The 14,941-nt window shown below is 73.7% G+C and carries 13 protein-coding genes; 7 read left to right on the top strand and 6 right to left on the bottom strand.

Annotated elements, in window-relative coordinates; genetic code table 11:
• The first annotated feature begins 479 nt into the window (after positions 1-479).
• From AB0K34_RS43130 to AB0K34_RS43115, 4 genes are all read left to right on the top strand, one after another.
• Positions 480-1,916 carry a GuaB1 family IMP dehydrogenase-related protein gene (locus tag AB0K34_RS43130; RefSeq protein WP_301177799.1) on the top strand — a complete coding sequence of 479 codons (1,437 nt, stop codon included), beginning with the start codon at positions 480-482 and terminating at the stop codon, positions 1,914-1,916.
• 190 nt (positions 1,917-2,106) lie between these two features.
• Positions 2,107-3,579, top strand: coding sequence for an LCP family protein (locus tag AB0K34_RS43125; protein WP_364554384.1), 1,473 nt, complete (start codon positions 2,107-2,109; stop codon positions 3,577-3,579).
• Positions 3,580-3,641: 62 nt separating this feature from the next.
• The gene (locus tag AB0K34_RS43120; protein ID WP_364554383.1) at positions 3,642-4,700 is read left to right on the top strand and encodes an enolase C-terminal domain-like protein; all 1,059 of its coding nucleotides are present in this window, start codon (positions 3,642-3,644) and stop codon (positions 4,698-4,700) included.
• Entirely contained in the window at positions 4,697-5,284 is a 588-nt protein-coding gene (locus tag AB0K34_RS43115; protein ID WP_364554382.1) for an AAA family ATPase, read from the top strand. Before AB0K34_RS43120 ends, AB0K34_RS43115 begins: the two co-directional genes overlap by 4 nt.
• Before the next feature lie 88 nt (positions 5,285-5,372).
• On the opposite strand, the gene AB0K34_RS43110 is transcribed toward AB0K34_RS43115, so the two are convergent.
• The 5 genes from AB0K34_RS43110 to AB0K34_RS43090 all read right to left on the bottom strand — a co-directional run bounded on the left by AB0K34_RS43110 (position 5,373) and on the right by AB0K34_RS43090 (position 12,163).
• On the bottom strand, positions 5,373-5,597 hold the full coding sequence (locus tag AB0K34_RS43110; protein WP_138639878.1) for a hypothetical protein: 225 nt from the start codon (positions 5,595-5,597) through the stop codon (positions 5,373-5,375).
• 119 nt (positions 5,598-5,716) lie between these two features.
• Positions 5,717-6,871: an acyl-CoA dehydrogenase gene (locus tag AB0K34_RS43105; protein ID WP_364554381.1), complete on the bottom strand. Its 1,155-nt coding sequence runs from the start codon at positions 6,869-6,871 to the stop codon at positions 5,717-5,719.
• The gene (locus AB0K34_RS43100; protein WP_364554380.1) at positions 6,868-8,841 is read right to left on the bottom strand and encodes a biotin carboxylase N-terminal domain-containing protein; all 1,974 of its coding nucleotides are present in this window, start codon (positions 8,839-8,841) and stop codon (positions 6,868-6,870) included. The genes AB0K34_RS43105 and AB0K34_RS43100 overlap by 4 nt, the downstream gene beginning before the upstream one ends.
• An 8-nt stretch (positions 8,842-8,849) precedes the next feature.
• Complete coding sequence (locus tag AB0K34_RS43095) at positions 8,850-10,382, bottom strand: carboxyl transferase domain-containing protein (protein WP_364554385.1); 1,533 nt, start codon at positions 10,380-10,382, stop codon at positions 8,850-8,852.
• A gap of 56 nt (positions 10,383-10,438) precedes the next feature.
• Entirely contained in the window at positions 10,439-12,163 is a 1,725-nt protein-coding gene (locus AB0K34_RS43090; protein ID WP_364554379.1) for an acyclic terpene utilization AtuA family protein, read from the bottom strand.
• A 100-nt stretch (positions 12,164-12,263) separates the two neighbouring features.
• Between AB0K34_RS43090 and AB0K34_RS43085 the strand changes: the two genes are divergently transcribed.
• The gene (locus AB0K34_RS43085) at positions 12,264-12,872 is read left to right on the top strand and encodes a TetR/AcrR family transcriptional regulator (protein WP_364554378.1); all 609 of its coding nucleotides are present in this window, start codon (positions 12,264-12,266) and stop codon (positions 12,870-12,872) included.
• Between the two features lie 27 nt (positions 12,873-12,899).
• On the opposite strand, the gene AB0K34_RS43080 is transcribed toward AB0K34_RS43085, so the two are convergent.
• Positions 12,900-13,343, bottom strand: a complete 444-nt coding sequence (locus AB0K34_RS43080) for a methyltransferase domain-containing protein (RefSeq protein ID WP_364554377.1) — start codon at positions 13,341-13,343, stop codon at positions 12,900-12,902.
• Positions 13,344-13,557: 214 nt separating this feature from the next.
• Between AB0K34_RS43080 and AB0K34_RS43075 the strand changes: the two genes are divergently transcribed.
• Both AB0K34_RS43075 and AB0K34_RS43070 read left to right on the top strand, forming a co-directional pair.
• A complete protein-coding gene (locus AB0K34_RS43075; RefSeq protein WP_138639883.1) occupies positions 13,558-13,908 on the top strand; it encodes a peptidase inhibitor family I36 protein in 351 nt (116 codons plus the stop codon).
• Positions 13,909-13,983: 75 nt separating this feature from the next.
• A complete protein-coding gene (locus AB0K34_RS43070; protein ID WP_364554376.1) occupies positions 13,984-14,847 on the top strand; it encodes a hypothetical protein in 864 nt (287 codons plus the stop codon).
• Positions 14,848-14,941: the final 94 nt, after the last annotated feature.

Below are 14,941 nucleotides of genomic sequence, written 5' to 3'. Positions count from 1 at the left end.
CCGGAGACGGGATGGCGCGGCCGGTCAGGCCGTGGGACAGGGCGGCGAGCAGGTCGCCGCGGACGCGGTGGTGGAGGGCGGAGGCCGACCGGGCCCAAGTGCGTGACCTGCATGCGCTTCTCCCGGGGGTTCTGCCGTCACGCCCAATTACGGCGGGTCCGCCGCCGTCCGCGTGAGACACATGTAAAAAAAGTGCATCGTGGGCGCAGTTACGTCAAGAGGTAACTTTACAGAGAGCCAAGCCCCACGTTGCACCGTTTTCCACCGGGTCAGGCGTTTCACTTTCGTCCTGCCTGGAAGAGCCCGGGGACATCGCCGCGGAGCGGCCAGTCGCACCCTGGGGACACACAGTCATCACCCCTGGGTACGGGGCCGCGGCGGCCCCGCGGCACCGCGTGGCGGGACCATCGCCGGGTATGGCGGAGAATGTACGGTGGCCCAGCCACCCCGGATCCGCGATTGGTGTGTGTAGTACAGCCGTGCACCTGCTGAACGGTGAGCGTTCCGCTCACGACCTGACCTACAACGACGTCTTCATGGTCCCGCGCCGCTCGGCGGTCGGTTCCCGCCTGGAGGTCGACCTGTCGACCTCCGACGGCAGCGGCACCACGATCCCGCTCGTGGTGGCGAACATGACGGCCGTGTCCGGCCGCCGGATGGCCGAGACCGTCGCCCGGCGCGGCGCGCTCGCCGTGCTCCCGCAGGACATCCCGGCCGACGTCGTCGCCGAGGTGATCGGCTGGGTCAAGGGGCGCGACCTGGTCGTGGACACCCCGATCCGGCTGGACCCGGGCAGCACCGCCGGGGACGCCCTGGCGCTCCTGCACAAGCGGGCGCACAACGCCGTGATCGTGGTCGAGGACGACCGCCCCGTCGGCGTGGTCACCGAGGCCGACTGCCAGGGCGTCGACCGGTTCGCGCAGCTGCGCGACATCATGTCCCGCGACCTGGTGACGCTGCCGGCCGGCGCGGACCCGCGCGAGGCGTTCGACCGGCTGCACGAGCGCGGCCACCGGCTCGCCCCGGTCGTCGACGCCGACGGGCGGCTCACCGGCGTCCTCACCCGCACCGGCGCGCTGCGCGCCACCCTCTACCGGCCCGCCGTGGACGCCGCCGGCCGGCTGCGCATCGCCGCGGCGGTCGGCGTGAACGGCGACGTCGCGGGCAAGGCCAAGGCGCTGCTGGAGGCGGGCGCCGACCTGCTGGTCGTCGACACCGCGCACGGGCACCAGGAGAAGATGCTGAGCGCGCTGGCCGCCGTCCGCGGCCTCGACCCGGCCGTCCCGGTGGTGGCGGGCAACGTGGTGACCGCCGAGGGCACCCGCGACCTGATCGAGGCGGGCGCCGACATCGTCAAGGTCGGCGTGGGCCCCGGCGCGATGTGCACGACCCGGATGATGACCGGCGTCGGCCGCCCCCAGTTCTCCGCCGTGCTGGAGTGCGCCGCCGAGGCGCGCCGCCTCGGCCGCCACGTGTGGGCGGACGGCGGCGTCCGGCACCCGCGCGACGTGGCCCTCGCGCTCGCCGCCGGCGCCGCGAACGTGATGGTGGGGTCCTGGTTCGCCGGCACCTACGAGTCGCCCGGCGACCTGCAGCGCACCGCCGACGGCCGGCTCTACAAGGAGAGCTTCGGCATGGCGTCCGCGCGGGCGGTGCGGCTGCGCACCGCCGAGGACTCCCCCTTCGACCGGGCCCGCAAGGCCCTGTTCGAGGAGGGGATCTCCACCTCGCGGATGTTCCTGGACCCGCGCCGCCCCGGCGTGGAGGACCTGATCGACCAGATCGTGGCGGGGCTGCGCAGCTCGTGCACCTACGCGGGCGCGCGCACGCTGGAGGAGTTCCACGAGCGGGCCACGGTCGGGATCCAGAACCCGTCCGGGTTCGCCGAGGGGATGCCGCTGTCCACGAGCTGGTAAAGCATCCGGCGAGTTGATGATCCGCTCCGGGCTCCCCAAAACGGGGTCCGATTCTCTATCCTGATCAACAGCTGCACCAGAGGCAACACCCGCTCGCATTCGGTCGACTCCCACGCAACCTTTGCCCGGTTCCGCGCGTCCATCATGTGAGCCGGGGCTTAAATCACCGTGGGTGGGAATCGGAGCGTACATGGGTCGGTCGTCGAGTCGGCACGCTCGGGACGGGGGCGGGGACGGTCCCTCCGGCGGGGGGCGGGGTCTCTCCCGCGCTCTCGCGCTGACCCTCGCGTCCGCCCTGGTCTGGGGTGTCGCCCACGTCGTCACCGGCCGCCGGATCGCCGGCTCGCTGCTGCTCGCCCTGTGGGCGGCGATCGCCGCCGCGCTGGCCGCGGCCGCCACCGTGTACCGGCCCGACCTGCTGCACCTGGCCGTCCAGCCGGACGTGGTGCAGCGGGTGGCGGCCGCGCTCGTCGCGTTCGGCGTGCTGTGGATCCTGGTCGTGATCCGCTCCTACCAGATCCTGCGGCCGCTGGGCATGTCGATCAGCGCGAAGACGCTCGGCGCCGCGTCCGTCGCGGTGATGTGCTTCGCCGTCGGCGTCCCGGTGGCGTGGTCGGCGCACAGCACCTACGTCTACCGGGACGCGCTGACCAGCATCTTCCGCACCGGCAGCGAGAACGGCAAAAAGGTCGACACCGAGGACCCGTTCAACGGGCAGGCCCGCGTCAACATCCTGCTGCTCGGCGGCGACGCCGCCGCCGACCGCACCGGCGTGCGCACCGACAGCATGACGCTCGCCAGCGTGGACACCGAGACCGGCGACACGGTGCTGCTGAGCCTGCCCCGCAACCTGGAGCGCTTCCAGATGCCGCCCGGCCCGGCCCGGGACCGGTTCCCCTACGGCTTCACCGGCGACGGCCCGCTGAACCCGGGGCTGCTGAACGAGGTGTACGAGTACGCCGAGCAGCACCCGGACGTGGTGCCCGGCGTCCCGAAGAACCACCGCGGGCCCGAGTTGCTGAAGGCCACGATCGCGGGCATCCTCGGGCTGCGCGTCGACTACTACATCCTCGTCGACATGTTCGGCTTCGCCGACATCGTCGACGCCATGGGCGGCGTCCGGCTCAAGATCACCGAGCCGATCCCGTACGGGCAGCAGGGCGCGGTCCTGCAGCCCGGCTACCGCAAGCTGGGCGGTAAGGAGGCCCTCTGGTACGGGCGCTCCCGCACCAACAGCAGCGACTACGTCCGGATGGGCCGGCAGAAGTGCCTGATGCGCGCGATCGCCGAGCAGGCCGACCCGCAGACCGTGCTGACCAGCTTCGACAAGCTCGCCGCCGCCGCCAAGCGCACCCTCGCCACCGACATCCCGCAGGAGCTGCTGCCCGCGCTGGTGAAGCTGTCCAACAAGGTCAAGGACGGCGCCGGGATCCGCAGCCTGCAGTTCGTGCCGCCGCTGATCTACACCGGCAACCCCGACTTCAAGCTGATCCGCAAGCTGGCGTCCGAGGCCGTCAACAGCGACCCGCGCGCGGTGAGCGCGAGCGGCTCCCCGAGCGCCTCGCCGAGCGGGCCGGAGAACCCCTCGTCGGGGGCGCCGGGCACGTCGTCCTCCCCCAAGCCCGACACCAAGCCGGTCTCGCTGGAGGACAGCTGCCCGTAACCGACCGCGCCCGCGCGGGTGGATCATAGAGGGAGACGACCTCGGCGAAAGGGCGGGTGAGGGTGCCTCTGATCCAGGGCTGCGACGCCTTCCAGGTGGCGATGCCGCGCGGGCGGCGGCCGGAGAGCGTGCTGGTCCGCCTCGCCGGCGGCGACGCGGTCGGCTGGGGCGAGATGGCCGTGCCGGGCGGCGCCGCGGGCGCGGACGCCGCGTGGGCGGACATCGAGACGCGGATGGCCCCGGCCCTCATCGGGCTCGACTGGGACCGGCCCGAGGACGTGTCCGCCGCCGCCGACCTCGGCGCCAGCGAGGCCGCCGCGGCCGTGGACACCGCCTGCTGGGACCTGTGGTGCCGGACGCGGGGCCTGCCGCTCGCGCACGCGCTGGGCGGCACCCGCACGTCCATCGTGACGGGCGCGCGGATCTCCCCGGAGCCGGCGATCGACACGGTCTCGGCCCGCGTCAACAAGGCGGTCGGCGCGGGCCACACCCGCGTCACGCTGGACATCCGCCCCGGCTGGGACATCGAGCCCGTCCGGGTGATCCGGCAGGCGTACCCGGCGCTGGCCCTCGTCGCCGACGCGGGGCACGCCTACACCGAGTCGCCCGAGCACCTGGCGGTGCTGGAGGCGCTGGACGCCTACGGCCTGGCGGCGGTGGAGCGCCCGTTCCCGGCCGGCGACCTGGCCGCGCACGCCCGGCTGCAGCTGCGGCTCCGCACCGCGGTCGCGCCGGCGGTCGGCGACCTGGAGACCCTCGACGCGGCGCTGACGGCGGAGGCGGGCCGGGCGCTGCACCTGCGGCTGGACCGGCTCGGCGGGCTGACCGCCGCGCGCAGCGCCCATGACCTGGCGTACGCGGCGGGCTGGGACGTGTGGTGCAGCGGAACCGGCGCCTTCGGCATCGGGCAGGCCGCGGCGGTGGCGCTGGCCGCCCTGCCGGGCTGCACGCTGCCGAGCGACGTGTCCGACCCGGCGGGCGGGCCGGTGTTCGTGACGCCGCCCGTCCGCTCGTCCGGCGGCGTCGTCGGCGTCCCGCTCACGCAGCCGGGCCTGGGACACGAGATCGACGAGGCGCGCATCGAGCGGCTGGCGACGCGCCGCATGCGCCTGACGGCGTGACCGGCACGGTCGCCGACGCGGCGCCCGCCGCGGTCTGGGTGGTGGCGGGCGCGCCGGGCGCCGGCAAGACGACCGTGGCGGAGTTGCTGCTGCGACGGCTGCGGCCGGTGCCCGCACTGCTCGACAAGGACACGATGTACGGGCCGTTCGTGGCGGCGGTCCTCGCGGCGGCCTCCCGCGACCCCGGCGAGCGGGAGGGCCCCTGGTACGACGAGCACGTCAAGAAGCACGAGTACGCGGGCATGACCGCCACGGCCCGGGAGATCCGCTCGCACGGATGCCCGGTGCTGCTGAGCGGGCCGTTCACCGGCCAGATCCGGGACGCGGCCCGGTGGGCGGAGTGGGTCGCGGCGCTGGGCGGGGCGCCCGTCCGGCTGGTGTGGATCCGGTCGGACGCGCGGACGCTCCGCCACCGGCTGGAGGCGCGCGGCTCGTCCCGCGACACCGCCAAGCTGGCCGCGTTCGAGGCGTTCACGGCGCGGATGCGCCCGGCGGAGCCGCCGCCGGTGCCGCATGTCGCGGTGGACAACCGCCTCGGCGCCCCGGTGCCGCTGGAGGCCCAGCTCGACGCGCTGCTCGGCTGAGCGTCCGGCGGGGGGGAATGCGACTGGCGGAGGTCGCACGGACCTCCGCCAGCGCCGGCCGGGCCGCCGTGCCGGCGGCCGGCGGGGATCAGACGTTGATGTTGATGTTGGTGTTCTCGTTGTCGTTGTCGCCGTGGCCGTGGTGGTGACCGTGGCCGTCGTGGTGACCGCAGCAGCCGCAGTCGCAGTGGGCCATGGCGGGCGCGTGGACCGCGGGCGCCGCCGGAGCGGCCGAGGCCGCCGCCGCCAGGCCGAAGAACCCGGCCAGGGTCGTGCCGGCCGTCAGGACAAGAACCGAGAGAAACCTGCTCATTTGATCGTTCCTTTCGCCCTTCCGATACTTCCTCCGCGATCCTCTCCGAGGAAGTACTTAGAGTGGTCAGATCACTACTCTAAGTAAGGCAAAGGATGAGTGTCCGTTGCTCCGGCCGATCAGTAGGACTTGGGGAGGCCCAGGGTGTGCTGGGCGACGAAGTTGAGGATCATCTCCCGGCTGACCGGGGCGATGCGCATGAGGCGGACGACGCCGGCGAGCATCCCGACGCCGTACTCGGTGGTGAGGCCGTTGCCGCCGTGCGTCTGGATGGCCTGGTCGACGCAGTGGATCGCGGCCTCGGCGGTCGCGTACTTGGCCATGTTCGCGGCCTCGCCCGCGCCCGCGTCGTCGCCCGCGTCGTAGAGCCAGGCGGCCTTCTGCGCCATCAGCCGGGCCAGCTCCAGCTCGATCTTCGCGGCGGCGAGCGGGTGCGCGAGGCCCTGGTGGGCGCCGATGGGCGTCTTGAAGACCTGCCGGTCCCGGGCGTAGGCGGTGGCCTTGCCGAGCGCGAGCCGGCCGATGCCGGCGCCCATCGCGGACGCCATGATCCGCTCGGGGTTGAGGCCGGCGAACAGCTGCAGCAGCCCGCCGTCCTCGTCGCCGACGAGCGCGTCGTAGGGCAGCCGGACGTCGTCGAGGTGGCAGACGAACTGCTTCTCCGGCGACACGATCTCCATGTCGATGGGCGTGTAGGTAAAGCCCTGCGCGTCGGTCGGGACGATGAACAGCGACGGCCGCAGGTTGCCCTTCTGGTCCTGCGAGCGGGCGACGAACAGGACGGCGTCCGACTCGTCCACGCCGGAGATGAACGTCTTCTGCCCCTTCAGCACCCAGCCGTCGCCGTCCCGGCGCGCGGTGGTGGTGATGCGGTGCGAGTTGGAGCCGGCGTCGGGCTCGGTGATCGCGAACGCCATCTTCACCGACCCGTCGGCGAAGCGCGGCAGCCAGTGCCGGCGCTGCTCCTCGGTGCCGGACCGCGCGATGATCGTCGCGCAGATCGCCGGGGACACGACCATCAGCAGCAGCGGGCACCCGGCGGCGGCCAGCTCCTCGCACACGGCGGCGAGGTCGCCGATCCCGCCGCCTCCGCCGCCGTACTCCTCCGGCACGTTGACGCCGAGGTACCCGAGGCGCCCGGCCTCGGCCCACAGCTCGTCGGTCTTCTGCCCGGCCCTGGCCTTCTCCACGTAGTAGGAGGGGCCGTACTTCGCGCCCAGCTCGGCGACGGCCGCGCGCAGCGCCCGCCGCTCCTCGGTCTCGACGAAGCTCATGCGGGGGTCCCTTCGGTGACGGCTTCGATGACGGCGAGGACGGCGCCGGACTCGACCTGCCCGCCCGCGGCGACGTTCAGTTCCGTGACCGTCCCGGCGGACGGGGCGGTGATGCGGTGCTCCATCTTCATGGCCTCCAGGACGACGAGGACCTGCCCCTCGGCGACCTTCGCGCCCGCCTCGGTCTCGACGCGGACGACGGTCCCGGGCATGGGGGCGAGCAGGGAGCCCGGGGCGAGCCGGCCGCTCGGGTCGGCGAACCGCGGGACGGCGGTGAGCGCCACCGGGCCGAGGCGGGAGTCGACGTGCACCGCGTCCCCGGCCGCGGTGACGGCGAAGGTCTCGCGGAGGCCGCCGCGGTCGAGGACGACCCGGTCCGGCGCGGCGCTGACCAGGGAGGTGTCCGGGCACAGCTCGGAGGTGAGGCCGCCCCTGTGCAGCAGGTAGTCGACGTCGACCGTCCCGTACGGGCCCTCGAAGGTCCGGCGCTGCGGCTGCGACCGCACGTTGCGCCACCCGGACGGCAGCCCGCCGAGCACCGGCGCCGCCGACCGGTTCGCGGCGGCCAGCGCGAGGGCGGCGGCCAGCGCGGAGACCCGCACCGCCGCCTCGTCCGCCAGCGGCGCCGCCAGGGCGCTCAGGCCGACGCGGTCGAGATAGCCGGTGTCGGTGTCGCCGTCCAGGAAGCCCGGTTCCTCCAGGATGCGGACGAGCAGGTCCCGGTTCGTGGTGAGGCCGTGGATGCGGGCGCCGCGCAGGCCCGCGGCGAGCCGCCGGGCGGCGGCGGGCCGTGTGGGAGCCCACGCGATCACTTTGGCGAGCATCGGGTCGTAGTGGACGCCGACCTCCGCGCCGCTCTCCACGCCGCTGTCGAGCCGCAGCCCGTGCTCCGCCGGGACGGCGAACTCGGCGTCCGCGCCCGGCACCTCGAAGGTGTGCAGGGTGCCGCTGGCGGGCCGCCAGTCGTGCGCGGGGTCCTCCGCGTACAGGCGGACCTCGACGGCGTGGCCGCGCGGCTCCGGCGGGGCCTCGGGCAGGCGGGCGCCCTCGGCGACCTCAATCTGGAGCCGGACGAGGTCCACCCCGTACACGCATTCGGTGACCGGGTGCTCGACCTGGAGGCGGGTGTTGACTTCGAGGAAGAAGAAGCCGCCGTCGCGGGCGAGCATGAACTCGACCGTCCCGGCGCCGGTGTAGCCGATGGCGCGGGCCGCGTTCGCCGCCGCCGCGCACAGCTCGGCGCGCAGCTCCGGGCCGACGGCGGGCGACGGCGCCTCCTCGACGATCTTCTGGTGGCGGCGCTGGATCGAGCATTCGCGCTCGCCGAGCGTCCAGACGGTGCCGTGGGCGTCGGCGAGGACCTGCACCTCGATGTGCCGCGCGTCCTCCAGCAGCGGCTCGCAGAACACGGCCGGGTCGCCGAACGCCGACTCCGCCTCGCGGCGCGCCGCCGCCACGGCGTCCTGGAGGTCGCCGGGCGCCCGGACGATCCGCATGCCGCGCCCGCCGCCGCCCGCGGACGCCTTGACCAGCAGCGGGAAGTCGGCGGCGGTCACCGCGGCCGGGTCCAGCTCCGGCAGCACCGGGACGTCGGCGGCGGCCATCAGCTTCTTGGCCTCGATCTTGGAGCCCATCGCGGCGATCGCGTCCGGCGGCGGGCCGATCCAGGTCAGGCCCGCGTCCAGCACGGCCCGCGCGAACCCGGCGTTCTCCGACAGGAACCCGTAGCCGGGATGGACGGCGTCGGCGCCCGCGCTCGCCGCGATCGCGAGGAGCCGCTCCGCCGACAGGTACGTCTCGGCCGGGGCCGCCCCGGGCAGCCGCCCGGCGGTGTCGGCCCCGCGGACGTGCGGCGCGTCCGCGTCGGGGTCGGAGAACACCGCGACCGTCCCGATGCCGAGGCCCCGGCAGGCGCGCAGCACGCGGCGGGCGATCTCGCCGCGGTTGGCGACCAGCACTGTGTTGATCATTGATTCGCTCACATCCGGAAGACGCCGAAGCCGTCGGCTCCGCGCACGGGCGCGTTGTGGACGGCGGACAGGCACAGGCCGAGGACGGTGCGGGTGTCGCGCGGGTCGATCACGCCGTCGTCGTAGAGCCGGCCCGACAGGAAGAACGGCAGCGACTCGGCCTCGATCTGCGCCTCGACCATCTCCCGCATGGCGCGGTCCTGGTCCTCGTCGTAGGCCTGCCCGCGCGCCTCGGCGGCCTGCCGCGCCACGATCGACAGGACGCCGGCGAGCTGCTGCGGCCCCATCACCGCCGACTTCGCGCTCGGCCAGGTGAACAGGAACCGGGGGTCGTACGCCCGGCCGCACATGCCGTAGTTGCCCGCCCCGTAGGAGGCGCCCATCACGATCGAGATGTGCGGCACCTTGCTGTTGGCCACCGCGTTGATCATCAGGGCGCCGTGCTTGATGATCCCGGCCTGCTCGTACTCCTTGCCGACCATGTAGCCGGTCGTGTTGTGCAGGAACAGCAGCGGCGTGTCGCTCTGGTTGGCGAGCTGGATGAACTGGGCCGCCTTCTGCGCCTCCGCGCCGAACAGGACGCCCTGCGCGTTGGCCAGCACCCCGACCGGGTAGCCGTGCACGCGCGTCCAGCCGGTGACGAGGCTCGTGCCGTAGAGCGGCTTGAACTCCTCGAACCGCGAGCCGTCCGCGATCCGGGCGATGACCTCGCGCGGGTCGAACGGGACCTTCAGGTCCTCGGGGACGATGCCGGCGAGCTCCTCCGCGTCGTACAGGGGCTCCTCCACCGGGCCCGGCGCCGGGCCGAGCTTGCGGTGGTTGAGGTTCCGGACGATCTGCCGCCCGAGGCGCAGCGCGTCCGCCTCGTCGGCGGCCATGTAGTCGGCGAGGCCGGACGCGCGGGCGTGCATCTCCGCGCCGCCGAGCTCCTCGTCGTCGGCCTCCTCACCCGTCGCCATCTTCACCAGCGGCGGCCCGCCGAGGAACACCTTCGCGCGCTCCTTCACCATGACCACGTAGTCGCACATGCCCGGGATGTACGCGCCGCCGGCGGTGGAGTTCCCGAAGACCAGCGCGATCGTCGGGATCCCGGCCGCGGACAGCCGGGTCAGGTCCCGGAACATCCGCCCCCCGGGGATGAAGATCTCCTTCTGCGTCGGCAGGTCCGCGCCGCCCGACTCGACCAGGTTGATGACCGGGAGCCGGTTCTCCAGCGCGATGTCGGACGCCCGGAAGCTCTTCTTCACCGTCCACGGGTTGCTGGAGCCGCCCCGCACGGTCGGGTCGTTCGCCACGATCACGCACTCGACGCCCTCGACGACGCCGATGCCGGTGACGACGCTGGCGCCGACGGGGAAGTCGCTCCCCCAGGCGGCGAGCGGGCTCAGCTCCAGGAACGGCGAGTCGGGGTCCAGGAGCAGCTCGATGCGCTCGCGGGCCAGCAGCTTCCCGCGCTTGCGGTGCCGCGCGACGTACTTCTCGCCGCCGCCTTCGAGGGCCTTGGCGTGCTCGGCGTCCAGCGCCGCGAGCTTGTCCAGCATGGCGGCGCGGCGCTCCCGGTACTCGGGGCTCCGCGCGTCCAGCGTGCTCTTCAGGGTCAAAGGAGTGCCTCCGGGATGTCGACGAGGCGGGACCGCAGCCACTCCCCGAGGGCCTTGCCCTGCGGGTCGAACCGGGTCGAGGCGGATACGCCCTCCTGCAGCAGCCCCTCGACCACGAAGTTGACCGCACGGAGGTTGGGCAGGACGTGCCGGTGGACGGTGTGCTCTCGGGTCTCGGGCAGCAGCTCCTTGAACCTCTCCACAGAGAGGAAGGGTTCGAGCCAGGCCCACTGGGCGCCGGTCCGGGCCCAGACGCCGATGTTGGCGTCTCCGCCCTTGTCCCCGCTCCGCGCCCCGGCCACCCGTCCGAGGGGCACCGGTGCCACCGGCCCTTGGGGGACGGAGGCGGCGCCTTCTTGCTCGCCCGGCGCCGCGATCCCCTCAGCGATCGGCGCCGTGACCGGTGCCGGGGCGATCGGCACGCGGGTGCCGTCCGGGGTGACGGCGACGTGCTCGACCGCCTCGTTGGGGACGTACGCCGGCGAGTACACCCCGTACGGGCCGCCCTTGCCGGGCGGGGAGGTCATCGTGAAGCCCGGGTACCCGGCGAGGGCCAGCTCCACCGCCGCGTTGCTGAACGCGCGGCCGACCTTGTGCGGGTCCGGGTCAAGGACGGCGCAGCGGAGCAGCGCGGTCGCCTCCCCCTGCGTGGCCGGGTCGGCCTTGGCGGCGCCGATGAGCGTCCACTCCACCCGGGTCGGCGGCGCGTCGCCGAACGCGGCCGCCATCCGCGCCTTGACCGACTCCGCCTTGGCCTCGATGCCGAGCCCGGTGAGGACGAACGTCATCTCGTTGCGGTGGCCGCCGAGGTGGTTCAGGCACACCTTGGTGGACGGCGGCGGCGGTGTCCCCTTTACGCCGCTGATCCGCACGCGGTCGGGCCCGTCCTGGGCCAGCTCGATCGTGTCGAAGCGGGTCGTCACGTCGGGCCCGGCATAGGACGGCGCGCCGATCTCGTAGAGAAGCTGGGCCGTGACGGTCTCGGTGGTCACGGCGCCGCCGGTCCCGTCGTGCTTGGTGATGACGCTGGAGCCGTCGGCATGGATCTCCGCGATCGGGAAGCCCGGCGCCTTTACGTTGTAGATTTCTTCGAAGAAGGCGTAGTTGCCGCCCGTGGCCTGGGCCCCGCACTCCAGGACGTGCCCGGCGACGGTCGCGCCCGCCAGGGCGTCCCAGTCGTCCCGCGCCCATCCGAAGTGCGCGGCGGCCGGGCCCACCACCAGCGAGGCGTCGGTGACGCGGCCGGTCACCACCACGCCGGCGCCGGCCTTCAGGCACTCGGCGATCCCCCAGGCGCCCAGATAGGCATTGGCGGTGAGGGGCGCTCCGTACGGAGAATCCGTGAAGCCGAGCTCTCCGGCGCGCGACAGCAGGTCATCGCCCTCCACATGGGCGACGCGCACCTCGATGCCGAGCCGCGCGGCCAGCTCGCGCAGCCGGTCGGCGAGCCCGCGCGGGTTGAGCCCGCCGGCGTTCGCGACGATCGCGGTGCCCCGCTCCACCGCCAGCCCGAGGGACTCCTCCATCTGGCGCAGGAACGTGGTGGCGTACCCGGCGTCCGGATCCTTCATCTTGCCGCGGCCCAGGATCAGCATCGTCAACTCGGCGAGGTAGTCGCCGGTGAGGACGTCCAGCGGCCCGCCCTCCAGCATCTCCCGCACCGCGGCGAAGCGGTCGCCGTAGAAGCCCGAGGCGTTCCCGACCCGCAGCGGTTGGCTCATGGCTGAACACTGCCAGCCCCGCCCGAAAAAATCAATCGCGCCTGATTGTTTTTCTGCGGGGCCGTTTGGTTGACTGGAAGCCCGTCGAGCCGAGGAACCCATGACCGCCCAGGCACTCCCCCGCGAACCGCAGCAGGACCGCAGCCGCGCCACCCGGCGGCGCCTCCTGGAGGCCGCGATCGACTGCCTCGCCTCCGTGGGCTGGGCCGGCACCACCGTCGCCGTGGTCGCCGAGCGCGCGGGCGTCTCCCGGGGCGCCGCCCAGCACCACTTCCGGACGCGGGAGGAGCTGGTGACGGCCGCGGTCGGCTACGGCTCCGAGGTGCGGATGACCCAGATGCGCGAGCGCCTGGACGGGCTCGCCGGCCGCCGCCCGTCCACGCTGGACGTGGTGGCCCTGCTCGGCGAGATGTACACCAGCCCGCTGTTCCGCGCCGCCCTTCAGCTGTGGGTCGCGGCCAGCTCCGACGAGCAACTCCGCGCGCAGGTGGTCCCCCTCGAAGCCCGCGTCGGCCGGGAGGCGCACCGCCTCACCGTCGAGGCGCTCGGCGCGGACGAGAGCGTCCCCGGCGTCCGCGAGAGCGTCCAGGCGACCCTCGACCTGGTCCGCGGCCTGGGCCTCGCCGATCTGCTCACCGACGACTCGGCGCGCCGCACCCGCCTGCTGACCCAGTGGGCCGCCACGCTCGACCGGGCCCTCGGCCGCTGACTCCGCCCGGCCCGCCCGGCCACGCGGTCAGAGGGGGATCTCCCGCAGCGGGTCACCGCCGTCGATGAGGAGGCGGCCGCCCGGCGCCAGCACCGCGGCGATGCGCCGCACGGCGCGGCGCCCGGCCTCCGGGTGGCGGCCGTCGAGCGCCCCGACCCGCACGGCGAACGCCAGGTCGAAGGGCGCCTCACCGGCCTGGAGCGCGAAGTCCTCGATGGCGGCCCGCCGGACGCTCATCAGCCCGGATGCGATCTCCTCGGCCGCGGCCGCCTCCGCCTGCGCGATCGCCTTCGCGGATCGGTCGATCGCGAGGATGTGCCCGCCGCCGTCGAGCCGGGCCGCGACGGCCCGCGCGGCGGCGCCCGGCCCGCAGCCGATCTCCAGGACGCGCATGTCCGGCGTGAGCGGCAGCGCGTCGACGATCTCCTGGAGGCGGGGCGAGAGCGGCGGCATGGCCTCACCGTAGAGCACCGCTCCGACACTGGGCCGGACCGGTGGACGCGGCCGCGGGCGCGCGAAAAACCGCCGGCGTGTCGCGAACCCGCACCCGCGACGGGCAGGAACGCCTGCCCACCAGGTCAGACGCGCCTCCGCCCACTTCTCCGCCGGCCACCCGCATGACAATCTGTGTTCGCCCGACTACGGATCGGCGCCATCCCGGCGCCGCGGGTGAAGGGAGATCGACATGGCGAAAAGGACATGGCGCCTCATGGCCGCGACCGCGCTCTGCGGGGCGGCCTGCCTCACGGTGGCGCCGCCCGCCCAGGCGACGAGCTGCTTCTGGGAGGACCCGGGCCAGCAGGGTTCGAGCCGCTGCTACGACAACAACGTCCAGGACTTCGGCGGCCAGCGCTTCCCCAACGGCCACAACGTCCAGCAGACGGCCAGCTCGTGGCGGAACCTCAACACCGTCTGGAACGAGGTCGTCTACAGCGAGCCCAACTTCACCGGCCAGTCGCAGGAGCTCGAGGACGAGACCGACGGGAACCTGAACCCGGGGATCAACGACCACCTCGGTTCCTTCGACGCGGCCTGACCCGATGAGAGGGTCCGGGCGTGGAACCCCGCGCCGCCCGGACCCGCCGTTCGCGATGCGAGAGAGGCACCCACCGTGAACCACGCACGGGCGACCGCCGCGCTGCTCGTCCCGCTCGTCCTCGCGGGGTGCGCGACCCAGCGCCCGGACGAGCCCGCCGTCCGCGTCCGCCACGTCGGCGACGTCGACGCGCTCACCCTCCCCCTCGACGCCTACCGGACGAGCCCCGCGCAGCGGAGGACCGTCCAGCGCGCGGAGAAGAAGCTCGTGTCCGCATGCCTCCGGCGCTACGGCATCACCTTCGACCTCGGAGACCCGGCGCCCCCGCCGTTCTCCCAGAACGCCCGCCGCTACGGTCTCGCCGACGAGGAGCGGGCGGGCAGGCTCGGCTACAGCAGCCCCGAGATCACCAAACGGCCGCCGCGGCCGGACCTGCCGCCGCGGGCGCGCAAGGCCGCCTGGGGCGACGGGCCGGCGAAGATCCGCGGCCGGGACGTCCCGGACGGCGGCTGCGTCGGCGAGGCCGGCCGGACGCTGAACGCCGGCGCCCGGTCCGACGGGACGCTCGCGGACCGCCTGGCCTTCACCAGCCTGCGAACGGCGGCGCAGGACAGCCGCGTTCGCACCGCGTTCGCCGCCTGGAGCCGCTGCATGAAGCGGGCGGGCCATGCGTACGCGACGCCGAGGGACGCCAACCGCGACCGGCGGTTCATCGACGGGCCCGGACACCGCGTCACCGGGGTCGAAACCGCGACCGCCGTGGCGGACGTGCGGTGCAAGCACGAAGCCCGTCTCGTCGACATCTGGGCGAGTGTTGAGGCCGCTTACCAGAAGCGTCTGATCGCCCGGCACAAGACCGAACTCGACCGGGAGCGCGCGGCCGTCGCCACCCGTCTCGGCAACGCGAACCGAATACTGACCGGGTCGCCCCGGGGCTGAGAAATGAGAAAGGCCCCGCCGAAAACGGCGGGGCCTTCCTGCAATATGTGTCCGGCGGCGTCCTACTCTCCCACACGGTCTCCCATGCAGTACC

Origin of the sequence: Actinomadura sp. NPDC049382, from assembly GCF_040677125.1 — a bacterium.
Classification (GTDB): domain Bacteria; phylum Actinomycetota; class Actinomycetes; order Streptosporangiales; family Streptosporangiaceae; genus Spirillospora; species Spirillospora geliboluensis.
This window is presented reverse-complemented; position numbering and strand designations above follow the sequence as displayed.

What these genes read in the sequence shown, in the direction of transcription:
- AB0K34_RS43125 (WP_364554384.1), top strand. Translation starts at nt 2,107, where the DNA reads ATGGGTCGGTCGTCGAGTCGGCACGCTCGGGACGGGGGCGGGGACGGT.
- AB0K34_RS43100 (WP_364554380.1), bottom strand. Translation starts at nt 8,841, where the DNA reads ATGATCAACACAGTGCTGGTCGCCAACCGCGGCGAGATCGCCCGCCGC.
- AB0K34_RS43075 (WP_138639883.1), top strand. Translation starts at nt 13,558, where the DNA reads ATGGCGAAAAGGACATGGCGCCTCATGGCCGCGACCGCGCTCTGCGGG.
- AB0K34_RS43095 (WP_364554385.1), bottom strand. Translation starts at nt 10,382, where the DNA reads ATGCTGGACAAGCTCGCGGCGCTGGACGCCGAGCACGCCAAGGCCCTC.
- AB0K34_RS43110 (WP_138639878.1), bottom strand. Translation starts at nt 5,597, where the DNA reads ATGAGCAGGTTTCTCTCGGTTCTTGTCCTGACGGCCGGCACGACCCTG.
- AB0K34_RS43105 (WP_364554381.1), bottom strand. Translation starts at nt 6,871, where the DNA reads ATGAGCTTCGTCGAGACCGAGGAGCGGCGGGCGCTGCGCGCGGCCGTC.
- AB0K34_RS43085 (WP_364554378.1), top strand. Translation starts at nt 12,264, where the DNA reads ATGACCGCCCAGGCACTCCCCCGCGAACCGCAGCAGGACCGCAGCCGC.
- AB0K34_RS43090 (WP_364554379.1), bottom strand. Translation starts at nt 12,163, where the DNA reads ATGAGCCAACCGCTGCGGGTCGGGAACGCCTCGGGCTTCTACGGCGAC.